This window comes from Mycolicibacterium vaccae NBRC 14118 = CIP 105934 (assembly GCF_001552715.1).
Lineage (GTDB): Bacteria > Actinomycetota > Actinomycetes > Mycobacteriales > Mycobacteriaceae > Mycobacterium > Mycobacterium vaccae.
In genome coordinates this window covers 36,248-53,628 of sequence record NZ_BCRS01000003.1, presented here as the reverse complement: position 1 = coordinate 53,628, position 17,381 = coordinate 36,248, and the positions used below count along the sequence as shown (strand labels likewise).

17 protein-coding genes are annotated in these 17,381 nt (G+C 65.9%); 5 read left to right on the top strand and 12 right to left on the bottom strand.

Annotation, left to right across the window (positions count from 1 at the left end; translation table 11 throughout):
• Positions 1–112: 112 nt before the first annotated feature.
• The 9 genes from MVA01S_RS01295 to MVA01S_RS01255 all read right to left on the bottom strand — a co-directional run bounded on the left by MVA01S_RS01295 (position 113) and on the right by MVA01S_RS01255 (position 9,562).
• Positions 113–838 carry a LuxR C-terminal-related transcriptional regulator gene (locus MVA01S_RS01295; protein WP_003930586.1) on the bottom strand — a complete coding sequence of 242 codons (726 nt, stop codon included), beginning with the start codon at positions 836–838 and terminating at the stop codon, positions 113–115.
• 29 nt (positions 839–867) lie between these two features.
• Positions 868–2,097, bottom strand: a complete 1,230-nt coding sequence (locus tag MVA01S_RS32250) for a hypothetical protein (RefSeq protein WP_261340600.1) — start codon at positions 2,095–2,097, stop codon at positions 868–870.
• A 114-nt stretch (positions 2,098–2,211) separates the two neighbouring features.
• Positions 2,212–2,892 (bottom strand): LuxR C-terminal-related transcriptional regulator, encoded by a 681-nt coding sequence (locus MVA01S_RS01285; RefSeq protein WP_159426294.1) that lies wholly within the window; start codon positions 2,890–2,892, stop codon positions 2,212–2,214.
• Positions 2,893–3,530: 638 nt separating this feature from the next.
• The gene (gene ltp2, locus MVA01S_RS01280) at positions 3,531–4,688 is read right to left on the bottom strand and encodes a 17-hydroxy-3-oxo-4-pregnene-20-carboxyl-CoA lyase (protein ID WP_003930589.1); all 1,158 of its coding nucleotides are present in this window, start codon (positions 4,686–4,688) and stop codon (positions 3,531–3,533) included.
• Positions 4,688–5,089 (bottom strand): MaoC family dehydratase, encoded by a 402-nt coding sequence (locus MVA01S_RS01275; RefSeq protein ID WP_040541352.1) that lies wholly within the window; start codon positions 5,087–5,089, stop codon positions 4,688–4,690. The genes ltp2 and MVA01S_RS01275 overlap by 1 nt, the downstream gene beginning before the upstream one ends.
• Positions 5,086–6,060 (bottom strand): bifunctional MaoC family dehydratase N-terminal/OB-fold nucleic acid binding domain-containing protein, encoded by a 975-nt coding sequence (locus MVA01S_RS01270; protein WP_003930591.1) that lies wholly within the window; start codon positions 6,058–6,060, stop codon positions 5,086–5,088. Before MVA01S_RS01270 ends, MVA01S_RS01275 begins: the two co-directional genes overlap by 4 nt.
• Positions 6,057–7,220: an acyl-CoA dehydrogenase FadE29 gene (gene fadE29 / locus MVA01S_RS01265; RefSeq protein ID WP_003930592.1), complete on the bottom strand. Its 1,164-nt coding sequence runs from the start codon at positions 7,218–7,220 to the stop codon at positions 6,057–6,059. Before fadE29 ends, MVA01S_RS01270 begins: the two co-directional genes overlap by 4 nt.
• A 1-nt stretch (position 7,221) precedes the next feature.
• Complete coding sequence (locus MVA01S_RS01260; protein ID WP_003930593.1) at positions 7,222–8,250, bottom strand: acyl-CoA dehydrogenase family protein; 1,029 nt, start codon at positions 8,248–8,250, stop codon at positions 7,222–7,224.
• 25 nt (positions 8,251–8,275) lie between these two features.
• Positions 8,276–9,562 (bottom strand): cytochrome P450, encoded by a 1,287-nt coding sequence (locus MVA01S_RS01255; protein ID WP_003930594.1) that lies wholly within the window; start codon positions 9,560–9,562, stop codon positions 8,276–8,278.
• Positions 9,563–9,683: 121 nt separating this feature from the next.
• Between MVA01S_RS01255 and MVA01S_RS01250 the strand changes: the two genes are divergently transcribed.
• Genes MVA01S_RS01250 through MVA01S_RS01230 form a run of 5 tightly spaced genes read left to right on the top strand, consistent with a single transcriptional unit; the run spans position 9,684 to position 14,072 of the window.
• Positions 9,684–10,847 (top strand): steroid 3-ketoacyl-CoA thiolase, encoded by a 1,164-nt coding sequence (locus tag MVA01S_RS01250; protein WP_003930595.1) that lies wholly within the window; start codon positions 9,684–9,686, stop codon positions 10,845–10,847.
• A complete protein-coding gene (locus MVA01S_RS01245; RefSeq protein ID WP_003930596.1) occupies positions 10,847–11,233 on the top strand; it encodes a DUF8021 domain-containing protein in 387 nt (128 codons plus the stop codon). Before MVA01S_RS01250 ends, MVA01S_RS01245 begins: the two co-directional genes overlap by 1 nt.
• An 11-nt stretch (positions 11,234–11,244) precedes the next feature.
• Positions 11,245–11,745 (top strand): nitroreductase family deazaflavin-dependent oxidoreductase, encoded by a 501-nt coding sequence (locus tag MVA01S_RS01240; protein WP_003930597.1) that lies wholly within the window; start codon positions 11,245–11,247, stop codon positions 11,743–11,745.
• Between the two features lie 48 nt (positions 11,746–11,793).
• On the top strand, positions 11,794–12,696 hold the full coding sequence (locus MVA01S_RS01235; protein WP_003930598.1) for a glycosyltransferase family 2 protein: 903 nt from the start codon (positions 11,794–11,796) through the stop codon (positions 12,694–12,696).
• Positions 12,693–14,072 (top strand): glycosyltransferase 87 family protein, encoded by a 1,380-nt coding sequence (locus tag MVA01S_RS01230; protein ID WP_110765611.1) that lies wholly within the window; start codon positions 12,693–12,695, stop codon positions 14,070–14,072. Before MVA01S_RS01235 ends, MVA01S_RS01230 begins: the two co-directional genes overlap by 4 nt.
• Here MVA01S_RS01230 and MVA01S_RS01225 read toward each other — a convergent pair.
• From MVA01S_RS01225 to MVA01S_RS01215, 3 genes are read right to left on the bottom strand one after another with little or no spacing between them, the layout of a single operon-like run.
• Entirely contained in the window at positions 14,069–15,190 is a 1,122-nt protein-coding gene (locus MVA01S_RS01225; RefSeq protein WP_003930600.1) for a glycosyltransferase family 4 protein, read from the bottom strand. The genes MVA01S_RS01230 and MVA01S_RS01225 overlap by 4 nt on opposite strands.
• Positions 15,191–15,192: 2 nt before the next feature.
• Positions 15,193–16,146, bottom strand: a complete 954-nt coding sequence (locus MVA01S_RS01220; RefSeq protein ID WP_003930601.1) for an NAD-dependent epimerase/dehydratase family protein — start codon at positions 16,144–16,146, stop codon at positions 15,193–15,195.
• A 30-nt stretch (positions 16,147–16,176) separates the two neighbouring features.
• Positions 16,177–17,304, bottom strand: coding sequence for a glycosyltransferase family 4 protein (locus MVA01S_RS01215; RefSeq protein WP_003930602.1), 1,128 nt, complete (start codon positions 17,302–17,304; stop codon positions 16,177–16,179).
• Positions 17,305–17,381: the final 77 nt, after the last annotated feature.

The following is a 17,381-nucleotide window of genomic DNA, read 5'->3' as shown; positions in this document are numbered from 1 at the left end:
ACCGCTCGGTCACAGAGTGTTTAGTTCACTGCCGGTGGGGAATACGACCTGCGGCCATTTCACCCGACGCACCATAACTATCGGTGTCGACGGCGCAGACGTACATGGGTCTTCAGGACCAATTTCGACTAGATCCCGATCCGGTCCCGTCATGTGGTCCTCGATCCAGATCGAGGTCGTGGGACAGCGCCGCAGCCTCAGCCCGGGAGCTGACGCCCAGCTTTGTCAGCAGGCTGTGAACGTGACTTTTCACCGTGTGGACCGCAATGGACAGTTGCGTGGCGATTTCCTGATTTGAACAACCCAGTCTGAGCAACTTGAGGATCTGGATCTCCCGGGATGTGAGACCCGGATCCCTGACGACCGGTCTGCGCGGGCCTACAGCCAGGGCCCGAATTCGGAACAGTATCGCCGAAACCTCAGGGGGACAGGAGACCTCGCCATTCACCACCCCGTGAATGAGGGTGAGGAGCCCCGCCAGGGTGTCGGCTCGCATATGGTAGGCCGCCACCCCCGCCTCAGCGCACGCCATGAGGGCGCGCTCGTCTTCCAGGGATGCACCGATCGCTATCACCGGTACGCGCGGGCTCAAACCTTTGATGGCGCGCAGGATGGTTTGAACCCCGACGGTGGCTAGGTTGAGCAGAATCACCAGCGGCGGTATGGCATTCAACGCACTTATCAATGACGGCAGGTCCCCGACCGTGCGGACAGCTCGCAATCCGTTTTCGGTCAGGGACGACGCCAGCGCCTCGCGGTACAGGGTGCAGTCGTCAATGATCAGAACGTTACCGTCGGCGATCGTCCGCTGCTCACCGTTGGTGAATGGCCCCGTCATACCCACCACGTTCGGGACAGCATGGCGGCTCAACCACTCGGCGAATCGCCGGGTGACGAGTTACCGTTCCCCTCGGACCCCGAATCGCCGCCACCGCCGTTCGATGGACCATTGCCGGCACCGTTATCGCTGGGCGGATCACCGCCATTCCCGCCGTGCGGGCCGTCGCCGCCGCCTCCTGGCGGGCCGGACGACGGCCCACCACCGCCCTGCGATGGTCCGCCAGATGGATTGTCAGCCTCCCCCTCCCCGGTATCGAGATCGGGTGATTCTTCCTCGAAGTCCGGCCCTTCACTCGGTTCTGGTGTACCCGACGGTTCAGCAGGGATGGTCGGCTCGTACGACGGGAAGGTTGGTTCGGGCGTGTAACTTGGCGGCACTTCAGTGGGCGTCGGCGTGGGGATCTCCGAATAGGTTGGCGGAGTGTATGTCTCGGTGGGCGGCGGCGGCGGAGGCGGCGGAGGCGGTGGCGGTGGAGGCGGTGGCGGTGGAGGCGGTGGGGGTGGCGGCGCCTCGAACGTGTGAGGAGTGACCGGCCCCGGTATACCGGGCGGCGGCGGCGCGACCGATAGGGCGGGTACCGGGGCCGGCACGAATACGGGTGGCAACACCACGGTCACTGCGTCCAGCGAGGCCATCCATCGTGGCACGGTCGCTGGGTCCACGAACGCAGGCATCATTCTGCTCAATGCGCCCGAGATTTCGCCCAGCATCTCGACAGGCAGCTGGTGCAACCAGAAGTTCAGGTAGGCCAGCCAATTCGCCAGCATGCCGGGCATCACCGTGGCGGATCCGCCACCGCCCCCACCACCCCCGACTCCGCCGAACATGGCCGAGTGGAAGCTGACCACATCGGCAGACGCTGACGTCATGCCCGCCGCTTCCAGGACCTCGCGCAGTCCGGGCGTGTTCGGCATACTCATCAAGGCGTCCATCGGCAGGATGTTCGGATACTGCGCAAGGATGGTGGCCACCTGCAACAAGTCACCGATGCTGACTTCGTTGGCGTTGACGGCGTTTTGGACCGCTAGCGAATCCATCCGGACTGGGTGGCCGAGCGCGCGGTTGATGGCGGGGATATCGAGGAGGCCGAAGATCGGCACCTCGTCGGGCGTCGGATACAGCGAGGCGCTGAAGGCCAGTCCGCCTGCCACGACCGCGGCCATCAACGCGCGTGAGCCGCGAGACTGTTGTTTGACCAGGTTTCCCACCGGGTGTTTCGGTGTCGCGCAGGCGAACGAATTTCGTCGATCCGACATATGATCCCCTCCTGATCGACCGCGGTGGAGACGAAGGCGTCAGCCAACTGGCGCGTGATCACACGGCCCGCGCCATCTCATCCGTGACTCTTCCACTATCAACCGTCCCGCGGCTCAACGTATATGGACCGATGGAGCGATTTTCGCTTCTGAACCTTGCCTAGTTCCCGCCCCGGTTGGGGTCGATCTCGCGGCGCGGAAGTGCGCCGCGGCCTCTGCTCGTGACCGGACACCGAGCTTGCCCAGCACGCTGTGGACGTGGTTCTTCACGGTGTGCAGGGCGATGCACAACTCGTGCGCGATCTCACGGTTGCTCAGACCCTGCTCGAGCATCCGCAGGATCTCCTGCTCTCGTACCGTCAGATCCAGATCCGCCCGACCGGACCGCTGCGACGCCATTGTCGACAGTCGTCGCATGAGAACTGCCGAGATTCTCGGCGGGCAGGCCGGCTGCCCACCGGCGACGCGGGCGATCACGGCGAGTAGTTCGTCGAGGGAGTCGGACCGGAGGTGATACCCGGCCACACCTGCCTCTGCACACACGATGATCCCCGCCTCGTCGTCCTCCGCGACACATACCGCCACCACTTTGGTCAGGGGATGGGCTTTCCGTACGGCGCAGAGCAGCGCCTGGCTGTCGCGTGTGGTGACGCTGAGCAGTACCACCGGGGTGCCGGTCTCTGTCATCGCGGCGAGAGCCGATGGGAGATCCCACGCGACCGCAACGCGATCGGCGCCGCGTTCGCGTAACAGGGTCGCCAGGTTTTCTCGTTGAAGGGTGGAGTCGTCGACCACCACAAGCTGCGCCCCCGCCAGGGTTACGCGGCCCTCGTCGAGAGCGGCCGGCCGGCCGAACCCCGACACGGCTGCTGGCTCCGCTCTCGCGGAGACATGGTCTGCCGGGCACACATTTCCGGCGATCGCTTCTGTCAGTCTGTACCGCGCGATGGCCGCGCTGTGCCGCGTCTCGCCGGAACTTCCGACTGTGTCAGCCCACTGCCCTATCTGCCCCATCGCCCGACCCCGCTCTGTATGGACATGCGCACCGGGGGGAGGCGGACAGCTCACTCAACGGGAATCCCTTCCCAACGAACGACCGATACCGCGCCGCAGACCGGCTTCACACAGAATCCAGACGACCCCCGCTGACGGTAAAGACAATTATGCGTGTTTGCTAGAAATGCCGTCAAGCGCACGATACGGCCCGAATCGGTAATCCTCGCGATGTCAAATATGCGGTGCGCTAAGCCTATGGCAAACTAACGAGGTTGTCCGAGGTGGGGCGTTCAGCATTGAACAAACTGGTCATCAGCCCCAATCTCCCTCGCCGCAGTTTGATAGGCAACCGGTCGGAGGCAGGCCACCCCGATATCCGGACCCCCAACCCGACGATCCCCCGATAAGGCGGCGTCTGAGTTTGCTGAGCAACGGCGTCAGCCCAGAATGAGCCCGGACGTCGGCACCCCGGTGCCAGCCGTGACCAGCACATGCTCGACGTCGGGCACCTGGTTCACCGACGTGCCGCGCAGTTGGCGGACACCCTCGGCGATGCCGTTCATGCCGTGAATGTAGGCCTCACCGAGCTGGCCGCCGTGAGTGTTGATCGGAAGCTTGCCGCCGATCTCGATCGCGCCGTCGGCGATGAAGTCCTTGGCTTCGCCCTTGCCGCAGAATCCGAGCTCCTCGAGCTGGATGAGGGTGTATGGCGTGAAGTGGTCGTAAAGGACCGCCGTCTGGATGTCGGCGGGCGACAAACCGCTCTGCTCCCACAGCTGGCGGCCGACCAGTCCCATCTCGGGGAGGCCGAGTTCCTCGCGGTAGTACGAGTACATGGTGAACTGATCTGCACCCGCGCCCTGCGCGGCGGCCTCGATGATCGCGGGCCGGTGCCTGAGGTCCCTGGCCCGTTCCGGGGTCGTGACCACGATGGCCACGCCGCCGTCGGTCTCCTGACAGCAGTCCAGCAGCCGCAGCGGTTCGGCGATCCACCGGGAGTTCTGGTGGTCCTCGATGGTGATCGGCTTCTCGTAGAAGTACGCGTTCGGGTTCTTCGCCGCGTGCTTACGGTCGGCCACCGCGATCACCCCGAAGTCGGCGCTGGTCGCGCCGTACTCATGCATGTAGCGCTGGGCGATCATCGCCACCGACGCGGCCGGCGTGCTCAGCCCGTGCGGGTAGGACCAGCTGTACTCGACACCGCGGGAGTCGGCGTTGACCGTCAGACCTGTCATCACCTGACCGAAACGGTGTTCGGACCGCTCATTGAAGGCCCGGTAGGCGACGACCACCTCGGCCACGCCGGTCGCGACCGCCAGGGCCGCCTGCTGCACGGTCGCGGCCGCCGCTCCGCCGCCGTACCCGATCTGGCTGAAGAACTTCAGGTCCCCGATCCCGGTGGAACGGGCCACGGCCGTCTCCAGGTTCGAGTCCATGGTGAACGTCACGAGACCGTCGACATCCGCCGGCGCCAAGCCGGCGTCGTCCAGCGCGTCGAGCACCGCTTCGGCAGCGAGCCGCAGCTCACTGCGGCCCGAGTTCTTGGAGAAGTCGGTCGCTCCGATACCGGCGATCGCGGCTTTCCCGGAGAGCATCAGTGGTCCCCCAAATCGAGTGTCGCCGTGGCGATAACGTGGTTGCCCAGACTGTTGGCGCCGACCACCTTCACGGTGGCGACCCCGTCGTCGACGGCGGTGACCTCACCGGTGAAGGTGATGGTGTCGTAGGCGTACCACGGCACGCCGAGGCGCAGCCCGATCGACTTGATCCGCGCCGACGGTCCGGCCCAGTCGGTGAGGTAGCGCTGCACCAGGCCGGTGTCGGTCAGGATGTTGACGAAGATGTCCTTGGAACCCTTGGCCTGGGCCTTGTCCCGGTCGTGGTGCACGTCCTGGTAGTCGCGGGTCGCGATGGCCGTGGAGACGATGAACGTCGGGTCGCCGTAGATCTTCAGCTCGGGCAGCGTGGCACCGACCTCCAGGGTAGGCGCGGTCACCGGACCGGCTCCCACGCGTACAGCGTCCAGGCGGGGCTGACCTCGCTGTCTGGGAAATCGATATATGTTGCGCGCACGGGCATTCCGATCTGCACTTCGCTGGGCTCGATTCCGCGCAGCTCTCCGAGCATCCGTACGCCCTCCTCCAGTTCTACGAGGGCGATCACGAACGGCAGGCTGCGGCCGGGCACCTTCGGCGCATGGTGGACGACGAAGCTGTACACCGTGCCGTTGCCCGAGGACACGACATAGTCGGCCGAAGCGACGGGGACATGATCGGCGGGCTGCCATAGCGCGGGCACCGGCGGGTGCTGCAGCGTCCCGTCGGGACGACGTTGGATGCGCAGCTCGTGGGCGGCGACACCCTCCCAGAAGAACCGGGTGTCCCTCGACGCGGCCGGCCTCATGAGCTTGTCCGGATCGAGGTCCTCCGGCACCGCCGGATTGTTCTCCGCAGCGGCCTCCCGTGGCCTGAACTTCATGATGCGCCAGTTCATCTCGGCCACCGGCTCCCCGCCGGCGACCGTCCAGGTGATGAGCTGATTGATGAAGTAGCCCTCACCGAGGGCGGTCTGCTTGGGGCCCACCACGTCGGTGATGTCGGCATGGATGGTCAGTTCCTCCCCCGGCTGCACGTACCGGTGGTAAGTCTGCTCGCAGTTCGTGGCGACCACGCCGACAAAGCCGGCGTTGTCGAAGAGCTGCATCATCTTCGACAACGGATCGTCGTCGGAGCGGCCCTGACCGAGCCCGCCCATCGTCCACACCTGGATCATCGCCGGCGGCGCCACAATACCGGGATGTCCTGCGGCCCTGGCGGATTCCTCATCGACATAGATCGGGTTCTTGTCACCGATGGCGTCGACCCAGTGGTGGATCATCGCCTGGTTCACCGGATCCCGACCCGTGCGCGGTTCGCTCTTCCCCGTCGCCTTGATCTCGTCGATACCGGCCTGCAACTCTGCGCTCATCGGGGAACCCGCGGGACCTTCAGCCCCGACGCCGCGATCATCTCACGCATCACCTCGTTGACCCCGCCACCGAACGTGATGACCAGGTTGCGCTTGGTCATCTTGTCCAGCCAGTCCAACAACTCGGCGGTAGCCTGGTCCGCCGGGTTGCCGTACCTGCCGACGATCTCCTCGGCCAGCCGGCCGACTTCCTGGATGCGTTCGGTCGAAAAGACCTTGGTGGCAGCTGCATCCGCGACCGCGATGGTCTCTCCCGATGCCGCGACCTGCCAGTTGAGCAATTCGTTGACCCGCCAGATCGCCTTGATCTGGCCGAGTAACCGCTTGACGTCGTCGTGCTCGATCGGGGTCACCCCGTCCGAGCCGGGCTTGGCCGCCCACGCGTGCACCTGGTCGTAGATCCCGGCGATCCGCCCGGCGGGGCCGAGACCCACCCGCTCGTGGTTGAGCTGGGTGGTGATCAGCCTCCACCCACCGTTCTCTTCACCGACGAGCATGTCGGCGGGCACCCGCACGTCGTTGTAGTACGACGCGTTGGTGTGGTGTGCCCCGTCGGACAGGATGATCGGGGTCCACGAGTAACCCGGGTCCTTGGTGTCCACGATCAGGATCGAGATGCCCTTGTGCTTGGCCGCCTCAGGATCGGTACGGCATGCCAGCCAGATGTAATCGGCGTCGTGGGCGCCGGTGGTCCACATCTTCTGGCCGTTGACGACGTATTCATCGCCATGCCTGACGGCGGTGGTCCGCAGCGAGGCCAGATCGGTTCCCGCCTCCGGCTCGGAGTAACCGATCGCGAAATGCACATCACCCGAGAGGATTCCGGGAAGGAACTTCTTCTTCTGCTCCTCGGTGCCGTGCACCTGCAGCGTCGGCCCCACGGTCTGCAGGGTCACCATCGGCAGCGGCACGTCGGCACGGTTGGCCTCGTTGACGAAGATCTGCTGCTCCACGGGACCGAAACCCAGGCCGCCGTACTCCTTCGGCCAGCCCACTCCGAGCTTGCCGTCCGAGCCCATCCGCTTGATCACCGCGCGGTATGCCTCGTTGTGCCGGTCGGACTCCATCGCGGCGGCCTCATCGGGGGTGATGAGTGTCGAAAAGTATTCCCGCAGTTCGGCTTGCAGCTTCCGCTGTTCCGGTGTCAGTTCGATGTACATCTTATTTCCCGTCGCTTCGCTCGCCCAGACCGGCCCCCACCAGATCGAGACGGTGCGAAGGGCCGCCCAGCAGCCGGGTCACGTCTTTGATCGACGAGTAGTAGCGGTCCATCGGGTAGGTGATGTCCATCCCCATACCTCCGTGCAGGTGATGACAGAGCCGCATTGCCGGTGGCGCCTGGGAGGTCAGCCAGAACCCCAGAACCGTCAGGTCCTCCTCGGCGTCGAGCCCCTCGCTCAGCCGCCACATCACCGAGGTGGACAACAGCGAGATCGTCCGCGAGGCGATGTAGACCTCCGAGAGTTGGGCGGCGACGGTCTGGAACGTCGACAGCGGCCTGCCGAACTGTTCGCGGGTGGCAACGTAGTCGGCGGTCAGCCGCAGGGCTCCGGCGACCAGACCGGCGGCGAACGCGCCGACTGCAGCCAGCGCCAGCTGGTTCACCCGGTGTGCGGTCGCCCTGTCGAGCACGTCGTCGTCGGCGACAGCGACGTCGGTGAAGGTCAGCACGTACTCATCCGAGCCGTTGGATGTCGGCGTCTTGGTCACCGTCAGACCGGCGGCGTCGCCCGGCACCATCGCGACACCGCCGTCGGCGGTCACCAGGATCCAATCAGCCTGTGCGGCATAGCCGACCGCGGTCTTGACGCCGTTGAGCTTGCCCGCAGCCAGCGTGACGGCGGGCCGATCCGGCAGCTGCGCGCCGGGCTCGTTGAGCGCCGCCGTGAGGACCGAGCCCTTCGCGACACCGGCCAGGTAGCGGTCCTGCTGAGGGTCCGAGGCGAGATCGAGCAGCACCGCTGTCGTCCCGAGCGTGGCGAGCGCCGGACTGATCGTGCCGTGCCTGCCGATCTCGGTCAGCGCGGTCGCGATCTCGGCGAGGCCGACGCCGTCGCCGCCGAGCCGCTCGGGAACGCCGAGCGCCGTCACACCACCGGAAACCAGGGCCTCCCAGGTGTTGTCGCGCTCGAGCACCGAAGTGACCACATCCGCGACAGCCTGCTGCCCCTCGTCTGGACTGAAATCCACCCGACTCCTCCTTGAGTCTTCGTGCCTACTGAGAGACCGGACATCCACTGGGTGCATTGGCCGGCTCGCCGGCGCCGGTGTAGTCGACCTGCCAGTGCTTGATTCCGTTGAGCCAGCCGGACTTCAGCCGCTCGGGCTCACCGATGGGTTTGAGATCGGGCATGTGGTCGGCGACGGCGTTGAAGATGAGGTTGATGGTCATCTTGGCCAGGTTCGCGCCGATGCAGTAGTGCGCACCCGTCCCACCGAATCCGACGTGTGGGTTGGGGTTACGCAGGATGTCGAACTTTTCGGGGTCCTCGAAGACCTCGTCGTCGAAGTTGGCCGAGCGGTACGACATGACGACGCGCTCGCCCTTCTTGATCTGCACGCCACCGAGCTCGGTGTCTTCGAGGGCCGTGCGCTGGAAGGCCGACACCGGGGTGGCCCACCGGACGATCTCGTCGGCGGCGGTCTCGGGGCGTTCCTTCTTGTACAGCTCCCACTGGTCGGGGTTCTGCGCGAACGCGATCATGCCGTGGGTGATCGAGTTACGGGTGGTCTCGTTGCCGGCCACCGCGAGCATCACCACGAAGAAGCCGAACTCGTCGTCGGAGAGCTTCTCACCGTCGATGTCGGCCTCGATCAGCTTGGTGACGATGTCTTCGGTCGGGTTGGCGGCCCGCTCCTCGGCCATCTTCATCGCGTAGGTGATCAGCTCGAACGAGGACATCGCCGGATCGACGTCGGCGTACTCCGGATCCTCGCCCGCAGTCATCTCGTTGGACCAGCGGAAGAGCTTGTCGCGATCGTCCTGCGGGACGCCGAGCAATTCGGCGATGGCCTGCAGCGGCAGCTCGCAGGACACCTGCTCGACGAAGTCGCCGGAACCCTCGGAAGCTGCGGTCTCGGCGATCTTCTGCGCGCGCTGGCGCAGTTCTTCTTCGAGCCGTCCGACGGCGCGTGGGGTGAATCCACGCGAGATGATCTTGCGGAGACGGGTGTGCTGCGGGGCGTCCATGTTCAGCAGGACGGCCTTCTGCAGGTCGATCGCGTCACGGGTCATGTCCTGCGGCCAGACCGGGATCGCCCCGTCGGGGGAGCTGCCGAAGATGTCGTTGCGCTTGGACACCTCCTTGACGTCGGCGTGCTTGGTGACGAGCCAGTAGCCCTTGTCACCGAAACCGCCCGTTCCGCCGGGCACATCGACCCAGTGGATAGGCTCGGACTTGCGCAGTTCGGCGAGTTCCTCGACCGGCAGACGCTCAAGGTTCAAGGTCGCGTCGAGGAAGTCGAAGTCGGGGCTGATCGGACATGAGTTCGGGCCGGGCATAGGGGAGCACTCCTCAATTGCAACGTGTTCTAGTGCCAGTAAAACATGCCTCCACCGCAGATGAAAGGCACGGCGGCATCACTGCTTGTCAGACTAATGAAACGTGTTCTAGCCTGACGCAATGGGTAACCCTGTCATCGTCGAAGCCACCCGCAGCCCCATCGGAAAGCGCAACGGCTGGTTGTCCGGCCTGCACGCCACCGAGCTGTTGGGCGCGGTGCAGAAGGCACTCGTCGAGAAGGCCGGCATCGATGCCGGGGATGTCGAGCAGATCATCGGCGGCTGCGTCACTCAGTACGGCGAGCAGTCGAACAACATCACGAGGGTGGGCTGGCTGACCGCCGGACTGCCCGAGCACGTCGGGGCCACCACGATCGACTGCCAGTGCGGCAGCGCCCAGCAGGCCAACCACCTCGTCGCCGGCCTGATCGCCACCGGCGCCATCGACATCGGCATCGCCTGCGGCATCGAGGCGATGAGCCGCGTCGGGCTGGGCGCCAACGCCGGCCCGGACCGCAGCATCATCCGCGCGTCGTCGTGGGACATCGACATGCCGAACCAGTTCGAGGCCGCCGAGCGGATCGCCAAGCGGCGCGGCATCACCCGCGCCGATCTCGACGCGTTCGGGCTGGCCTCACAGACCAAGGCCAAGCAGGCCTGGGCCGAGGGCCGCTTCGAGCGCGAGATCTCGCCGATCTCGGCGCCTGTACTCGACGAGAACAAGCGTCCCACCGACGAGTGGGCACCGGTCACCCGCGACCAGGGTCTGCGCGACACCACCGCCGAGGGCCTGGCCTCGTTGAAACCCGTGATGGAGGGCGCCATCCACACCGCGGGCACCTCGTCGCAGATCTCCGACGGCGCCGCCGCCGTGCTGTGGATGGACGAAGACAAGGCCAGAGCACTCGGACTGAAGCCGCGCGCCCGGATCGTCGCGCAGGCCAACGTCGGGGCGGAGACCTTCTACCACCTCGACGGCCCGGTGCAGTCGACAGCCAAGGTGCTGGAGAAGGCCGGCATGAAGCTCGGCGACATCGACCTGGTCGAGATCAACGAGGCGTTCGCGTCGGTGGTGCTGTCCTGGGCGCAGGTGCACGGCGCCGACATGGACAAGGTCAATGTCAACGGCGGTGCGATCGCGCTCGGGCATCCGGTGGGCTCCACCGGCGCCCGGCTGATCACCACCGCGCTGCACGAGCTGGAGCGCACCGGCAAGGGCACCGCGCTGATCACCATGTGCGCGGGCGGCGCCCTGTCCACCGGCACCATCATCGAACGCATCTAGTGCCCGTCCCCGATCAGGACCGCATCGCCGCAGCGCAGGCCTACATCAGTGCGCTCGCCAGCCACCGTGCCGACGACGTCCCCTTCGCGCCGGGCTGCACCCGCGTCGAAGTCGGGCTGAAAACCGGCTTCTCCGGTGATCACCTGCGCCGCAGCCTCAACCGGGGATTGCAGTACAAGGTGATCAAGGCGGTGAGTGCGCCGGAGTTCACCGTCGACGGCGACATCGTGCGGGCCAGGTTCGAGCTGTCGACCAAACCCGCGCTGGCCGGGCGCAGCGTCGGGGCGCGGATCGACGAGACATTCCTGATCCCCGCCGAGGATGCCTCGGGGCGTGCGCTGATCCATCACATCAACGCCTCGATCCGCCCCTTCCTGAGCCGATAGGATCCCCCGACATGGCCAAAGCCCCCAAGCCACTGAGCCCCAAGCAGGTCGAAGGCCTGAACTCCAAGGCCGTCGGCGTCGGCATCAAGTGGATGTCCAAGCTCAACACCCTGGCCTACAAGGCCACCGGCGGGCGCATCGGCTACAACTGGCGGGGCGGATCGAACCGGTTCTCCGCTCCTCCCCCGGTCGGCATCCTGACCACCATCGGCCGCAAATCCGGACAGCCGCGGGAGAGCCCGCTGCTCTTCCTGCGCGAGGGAGACCGCGTCGTGCTGGTCGCGTCGCAGGGTGGACGTGCCACAAACCCCATGTGGTACTTGAACATCAAGGCCAACCCGCAGGTGACGTTCCAGATCAAGAACGAGAAGCTCACGCTGACCGCGCGTGAGGCCACCGACGCCGAGCGCGACGAGTACTGGCCCAAGCTGGATGCGATCTACCCGGATTTCGCCAACTACCGGACCTACACCGACCGCAAGATCCCGATTCTGATCTGCGACCCGGCCTGAGACGGGATCGGCGGCCGGCTGGCAAACTCGTCCACTAAGCTCCGGCGTATGGGGGCGAGTGCACCGGATCCGGCGCAGGTACGGATCGGCGTCGCCATCACCACCGTTGGCAGGTGGGGCTCACTCCGGGAGCTACTGGACGATCTGGCCGCACAGACCTGTCCGCCGCGCGCGGTGGCCATCGCCCACCACGACCCTGCCGACGCCGGCGCACTCGAGGCACTGGCCGCATCTTTCGCCGGAGTCCTGCAAATCCGTACGCTCGTCAGTGCCCGCGGGATTTCGAACGGTCGCAATGCCGCCGCATCTGCGCTCGGCGGGGACGTCGACTGGCTCTGGTTCCCCAACGACACCAGTCGCGTCGCCGCGGATTTTCTGGAGCGGGTGTCCCACCACTGCTCCGCATCGACGACTGCCGTCGCCGTCCAGCTCGTCGACCGCGAGGGCCCCCGCCATCCACTACCGGCCCCCGGCACGAAGCTGACCCGGCGCACCGTCTGGGGCGCCATGGAACCCGCGACGCTCATCCGACGGGACCCCTTTCTCGCGGTCGGAGGATTCGATCCGGCGCTGGGCTCCGGCGCGGACTCCCCCTGGCAATCCGGTGAAGGTCCGGACCTGCTGTTGCGGATGTCGGAACGCGACGACTTCTCGATCGAGTGGGTCGGCGACATCGTCATCCAGGCGCAGACCGAATTCGCCCATCTGACACCGCATGAGCGACGCAGAAAACAGCGCAGCTACGGGCGCGGCGCCGGGTACGTCCTGCGCACCTGGCGCTACCCGCTCTGGTACAAGGCTGCTCACCTGGTCGCCGCCGCGCTGATGCCGCTGCGTAAACCGGAGAAGTTCGGTCCGGGTGAGGCTTTCGCACTGTTGGTCGGTCGGGCCGAGGGCGTGCTGGGACGGCCTCTTTCCAACGACACCGACCATCGAGCCGTGCTGCGATGACCTGGAGCACCCTCACTCGCACCACGACTTCCCTTGGTACGCGGCCATTGCTGATGGTGGCGCTCGGTGTCGCGCTGGTGTTGCGCGTCGCGGCAATTCTGCTCGGTGGTGACATCTCGCGTAACGCCAACATCTGGGAGTACGGCGAGCAGGCGCTGTGCGCGTTGGAGAACGGTGGCCAGCTGTGCACGTATTACTCACCGGGAGGCGGCGCCAGTTACCCGTCGGCATACATGCCGCCCATGCTCAGCTACTTCTGGTTGGCGCTCTTTCAGACCTTCGGCGATGGATCGCCGGCACGTGCAGTCTGGCTCGGCGCGAACACTGCGGCCGCGCTGGGTTGCGTGGCGCTCGTCTTCCGCCTGTCACTCAAACTCTGGCCTTCTCGTTGTGCCGCGTTCGCGGCGGCCATGCTCGTCGCCACGTATCCCACTTTTGTTTTCGTCACTGCCACCTACCACCAGACGAACTGGGCAGCGCTGTTCCTCCTCGGCATCACCGCCGTCGCAGTGAAACTGGCGCAGGGGGGCAGTCCCGTCCTCTATGGCGCATCAGGCGGCTTCCTGTGCGGGCTGGCAGCCTTGAACCGCACGGAGATGCTGGTGATCGGCCCGATCCTGATCGCCCTGGGCGCTGCCTGGCGGCGGCGGGCCTCGGTGTTCCTCACGATAGGTGTGGCAGGGGCGTTGGCGTTGGTGCTGACCCTGGCCCCCTGGACGGTGCGCAATCACGAAGAATTCGGTCGGTTCATTCCGACCGCACAAAGCATGGGATACAACCTCTGGAAAGGGTTCAACGCCCACACCATCGGCTCCGGCAGTCAATCGGAGGCGATGCAAACTCCCGCTCGGGATGAACTCATTGCGATCGCAGCGTCGGTGCCGCACGGGGAATCGTATGAGACCCGCCTCCAGGACGCCTACATGCAGGCGGTCGAGGATGACGTGCAGAATGCCTCGCCGCAGCGCCTTCTGCAGCTGACAGCCACCAAAGTGGTGTTGCTCTGGGGGTACGACTGGACGGACACGTCGACCACGGCCAGCGTCACCTACCTCCTGCCGTGGTTGGCAGTGAACCTTCTCGTGATTCTCGGTCTGATCACAGCGTGGCGTCGACGACGCAGTGTCCGTGCGGCTCCCGCCGCGATCTACGCCACCGCGCTGGGTCTCCTCACGGTGGCATACGCGGTCACCTCGGTGCATGCGCGCTACCGGATGCATCTGGAGCCGTACCTCTTCATCCTGGCCGGAATCGGCATCGAAATGCTGTGGCTTCGATTCCGGCAGCTCCGTCCAGCCCGGGAAATGCCGTCGACAGGACCCGCCGCCGATCCGTCTGCCGACCCTTCGCCCTCCGTGAAAACCGTTCTGCGCTAAGAGAGCTCGACTGCCACCGCTTCCGCTGCGGAGCTGAAGGAGATACCCGACTGGCGGGCGGTGACATGTCTCCAACCGCGTGCCGCCAGGTCAGCCCGGGCGCTGTCGTCGAGGCAGTACCTGTGCAGAAGATCCGCCAGCTCCCGCTGACTGCGGGGGTCGAAGTACTCCGCACCGTCACCGCACGTCTCTCGCAACGCCGGTATGTCCGAGGCCAGCACCGCCGTGTGCGAGGCCATCGCCTCGATCGGTGGGAGACCGGCTCCCTCGTGCAGCGACGGCATCACCAGCAGGTCTGCGGATGCGACCAGCGAACGCAGGACATCGAAATCGAGCCGCCCCATCACCGAAACACGATCGCCTTGCCGGGCGGCCAACTCGGTGACGCGCTCATCCCCGCCGCGCAGAGCCTCCCCGCTGCCCGCGATCACAAGGTTGTGCGGAATACCTGGCGCGGCCGCCGAATACGCCTCCAACAACAGCGGTAGGTTCTTGTGCCATTTGGCATTCCCCACATAGAGAACGTACCGACCGGCTACCGGGCAGAGCGCCGGGTCGACGGGCGAGAACCACTCGTCGCCCACCGGGATGGGTGTCACCATCACGGGTGCTTTCGGCGCCATCCGCCTCAAACCTGACGCTGTGGCCTGCGACGGGGTGAAGATCCTGCGGCACCTGCGCACACCCAGGTTGAGCATGGCGCGGGCATATGCCCGTCGTGCAGCGTTCTGACCGCTGACGTCGCGTGGGGTCACGTGGAGCATGTCGTGCACGGTGACGAACAGTTGCGTCGACCGATTGGCACGGCGTAACGCGGCAAGCGGGAAAGGATAGTGGGGGACCCAGAAGCCGCGCGGGCCGACGTCACCGAGCACTCGATTCCAGACCCGCTGTTCGGCAAGGGAATACATGGGCGCGACATCACGCTCGACCACGACCGTCGTGGAATCCTGCAGCGCCGGTGTCGCATGCTCGGAGACAAGGACGGCCAGGGACATCCCGCGGTCGGCGAACGTCTGCTCCAGACACGGGAGCAAGGTGGCGATGTATGTGCCGATTCCGCTCTGGCGGATGTGCCGGGCGTCGAAGAGAAGGTCGATGCGCTCGCGGCCCGTCATGGCTAGGTGAGGCGCCCTTCCAGCTCCGGCAGGAAGTCCGGGTTGTCCCACATGCGCTTGAGCGTCTCGTCAAGCCCGTGCACCGGACTCCACCCGAAGATCTCCTCTATCCGGGAGATATCCGCACCGAGGAACGGGCGGTCCACTGCGCGCATGCGCCGCTCGTCCTGACCGACCTCGAAATCCAGGTCCAGCACCGACTTCATGCGGTCGATGATGTCGTTGACCGAATACTGTTGTCCACTGCCAAGGTTGACCACCTCACAACGGCCCGGTGGCGGCACCGCGCCCAACGCCGCGGCCGCGAAACCTCCCGCTGCATCGAGGACGTCGATGTAATCCCGCTTCGGCCACGTGTTGCCGAGTGAGATGCTCTCAGGATTCTCGCGCAGCTGTGCCACGATCGCAGGCAGAAGGTGCGGATTGGTCTCCCCCGGACCGATGACATTGAACAGTCGCACGATCACCCCGCACAGGCCGCGGCTTGCGGCCAGCGCCCGCACATAATCCTCGCCGTGCTTCTTGGTGTGGCCGTACACGTCTACCGGGGCGACCGTCGATTCCAGCTCGCGGTGCGCCGCCTCGTCCGGTTGATAGACCGCCCCGCTGCTGGCGAACACGAATCGGGCGCCCTCCGGGCAGGCGGCCAGCAGATTGACCGTGCCGGCCACGTTGGTCGCGACGGCGTTCGCGGGATCGTTGTCGCATTCGGGAATGTAGTGGATCGCGGCCAGGTGCACGATCACCTCAGGCGCGAACTCTTCGATCAGCGAGCGGGTGGCCGCGGCATCACGAATGTCGATGCGCCGGAACGCGAATCCCTCAGGCTCACCGGCCAGCCATCCGGGGGTGCCGTAACGCAACATATCGGCGACCAGCAGCTCGGATCTATCCCGCAGCGCCCGCACCAGCTCCTTGCCGACGAAGCCCGCTCCCCCGGTCACCATGATCCGCATGTTTCCGCCTCCCACCCTCTCGTCATTCGGCTAGCCTCTGCCCGCGACTGTGCGGGCGTGCGCTTCCAACGTGGTCGCGATGTTGGCCCAATCCAGCACGCGGACACCGAAGGCGCCGGATTCGGAGAATCCATCCCACTGCGCCTCAGCGGCATAGAGCCCCTCGGCGAAATCCGTGGGCTCGGTGCCGCAGACGATCCCGACGCCGTATTGCTTGACGACATCACGTGCGCCGTTCTCGGCGAAATCTGCTGTGACCACCGGAAGTCCGCTGGCCATGGCCTCGGCGATCACGCGCGGGAACCCTTCCCTGCGACTGGGCATCGCCATCACCGCCGAGCGCGCCAGCAGATCGATCTTCTGCGCCTCGTCGACAGAACCCAGGACGTGGACCCGCTCGGCGAATCCAGACTGCCGGGCGTAGTTCTCGACATCCGCGCGTGACGGTCCGTCCCCGGCAATCACCAGGTCCCCGTCGAAGCCACGCTGGGCGGCGATACCGAAGGCGTCGATGAGCAGAGGCAGATTCTTGTGCGATGCCAATCGTCCGACATACAGCACACCGGAGCGCTCCGCGCGCGGGCGACGTCGGTACCGCGCCGATTCGACACCGCTGGGCAGCACACCGCACCCCCGACCTGACTGCTGGCGTATGACTTCCGAAACCGCCTCGCTGACCGCGAAGTTCATGCCGACAAGTTTCGGTAACTGCGCCTGCAGCAGCCGCAGCAGCGGGTCTTCCCGAATCTCGCACCAGTGCACGGCGCTGCGTGATCTCACCGTTTCGGGCAGCGCCGGGATATGCAGCAGCGGCCACTGGTTCAACAGGAAGAAGTCGTAGCGCTCGCCTGACGCGAGTCGCCGGACTCTCGCAGAGTACTTCGCGATGTCCGACCAGTTCCGCCGGAGCGCAGCGACTCTGGGCGTCTTGTAGCGGCCGCCGTTCGGGCGCCGGTGGACGCTGACACCGTTCATCACCTCCACGTCGGGGAGGCCGGCCGAATGCCCGATGCAGTGCACATCGACCCGGTGTCCGCGTCTGACCATCTCCTCGGCCAGTTCCTGGAAGAAGACCTCCTGGCCTCCGACGCTCGGGTGGTAGAGCTCGGTCAGGAATGCGAACCGCAGGGACGAACCCAGGTCCGGTGCCGACTGCATTCGTCTGAGTCCCCCGTAGCGCAGATGTCCGTCCCATGGCAAGGACCGGAAGCCGATGCTACCTGCGAAACCCAGTT

Bases quoted from the DNA above. Each gene is read 5' to 3' on its own strand.
- MVA01S_RS01225 (WP_003930600.1), bottom strand. From the start codon at position 15,190: ATGACGGGCCGCGAGCGCATCGACCTTCTCTTCGACGCCCGGCACATC.
- MVA01S_RS01250 (WP_003930595.1), top strand. From the start codon at position 9,684: ATGGGTAACCCTGTCATCGTCGAAGCCACCCGCAGCCCCATCGGAAAG.
- MVA01S_RS01230 (WP_110765611.1), top strand. From the start codon at position 12,693: ATGACCTGGAGCACCCTCACTCGCACCACGACTTCCCTTGGTACGCGG.
- MVA01S_RS01240 (WP_003930597.1), top strand. From the start codon at position 11,245: ATGGCCAAAGCCCCCAAGCCACTGAGCCCCAAGCAGGTCGAAGGCCTG.
- ltp2 (WP_003930589.1), bottom strand. From the start codon at position 4,688: ATGCTCTCCGGGAAAGCCGCGATCGCCGGTATCGGAGCGACCGACTTC.
- MVA01S_RS01235 (WP_003930598.1), top strand. From the start codon at position 11,794: ATGGGGGCGAGTGCACCGGATCCGGCGCAGGTACGGATCGGCGTCGCC.
- MVA01S_RS01215 (WP_003930602.1), bottom strand. From the start codon at position 17,304: ATGCAGTCGGCACCGGACCTGGGTTCGTCCCTGCGGTTCGCATTCCTG.
- MVA01S_RS01295 (WP_003930586.1), bottom strand. From the start codon at position 838: ATGACGGGGCCATTCACCAACGGTGAGCAGCGGACGATCGCCGACGGT.
- MVA01S_RS32250 (WP_261340600.1), bottom strand. From the start codon at position 2,097: ATGTCGGATCGACGAAATTCGTTCGCCTGCGCGACACCGAAACACCCG.
- fadE29 (WP_003930592.1), bottom strand. From the start codon at position 7,220: ATGTACATCGAACTGACACCGGAACAGCGGAAGCTGCAAGCCGAACTG.
- MVA01S_RS01255 (WP_003930594.1), bottom strand. From the start codon at position 9,562: ATGCCCGGCCCGAACTCATGTCCGATCAGCCCCGACTTCGACTTCCTC.
- MVA01S_RS01220 (WP_003930601.1), bottom strand. From the start codon at position 16,146: ATGCGGATCATGGTGACCGGGGGAGCGGGCTTCGTCGGCAAGGAGCTG.
- MVA01S_RS01270 (WP_003930591.1), bottom strand. From the start codon at position 6,060: ATGAGCGCAGAGTTGCAGGCCGGTATCGACGAGATCAAGGCGACGGGG.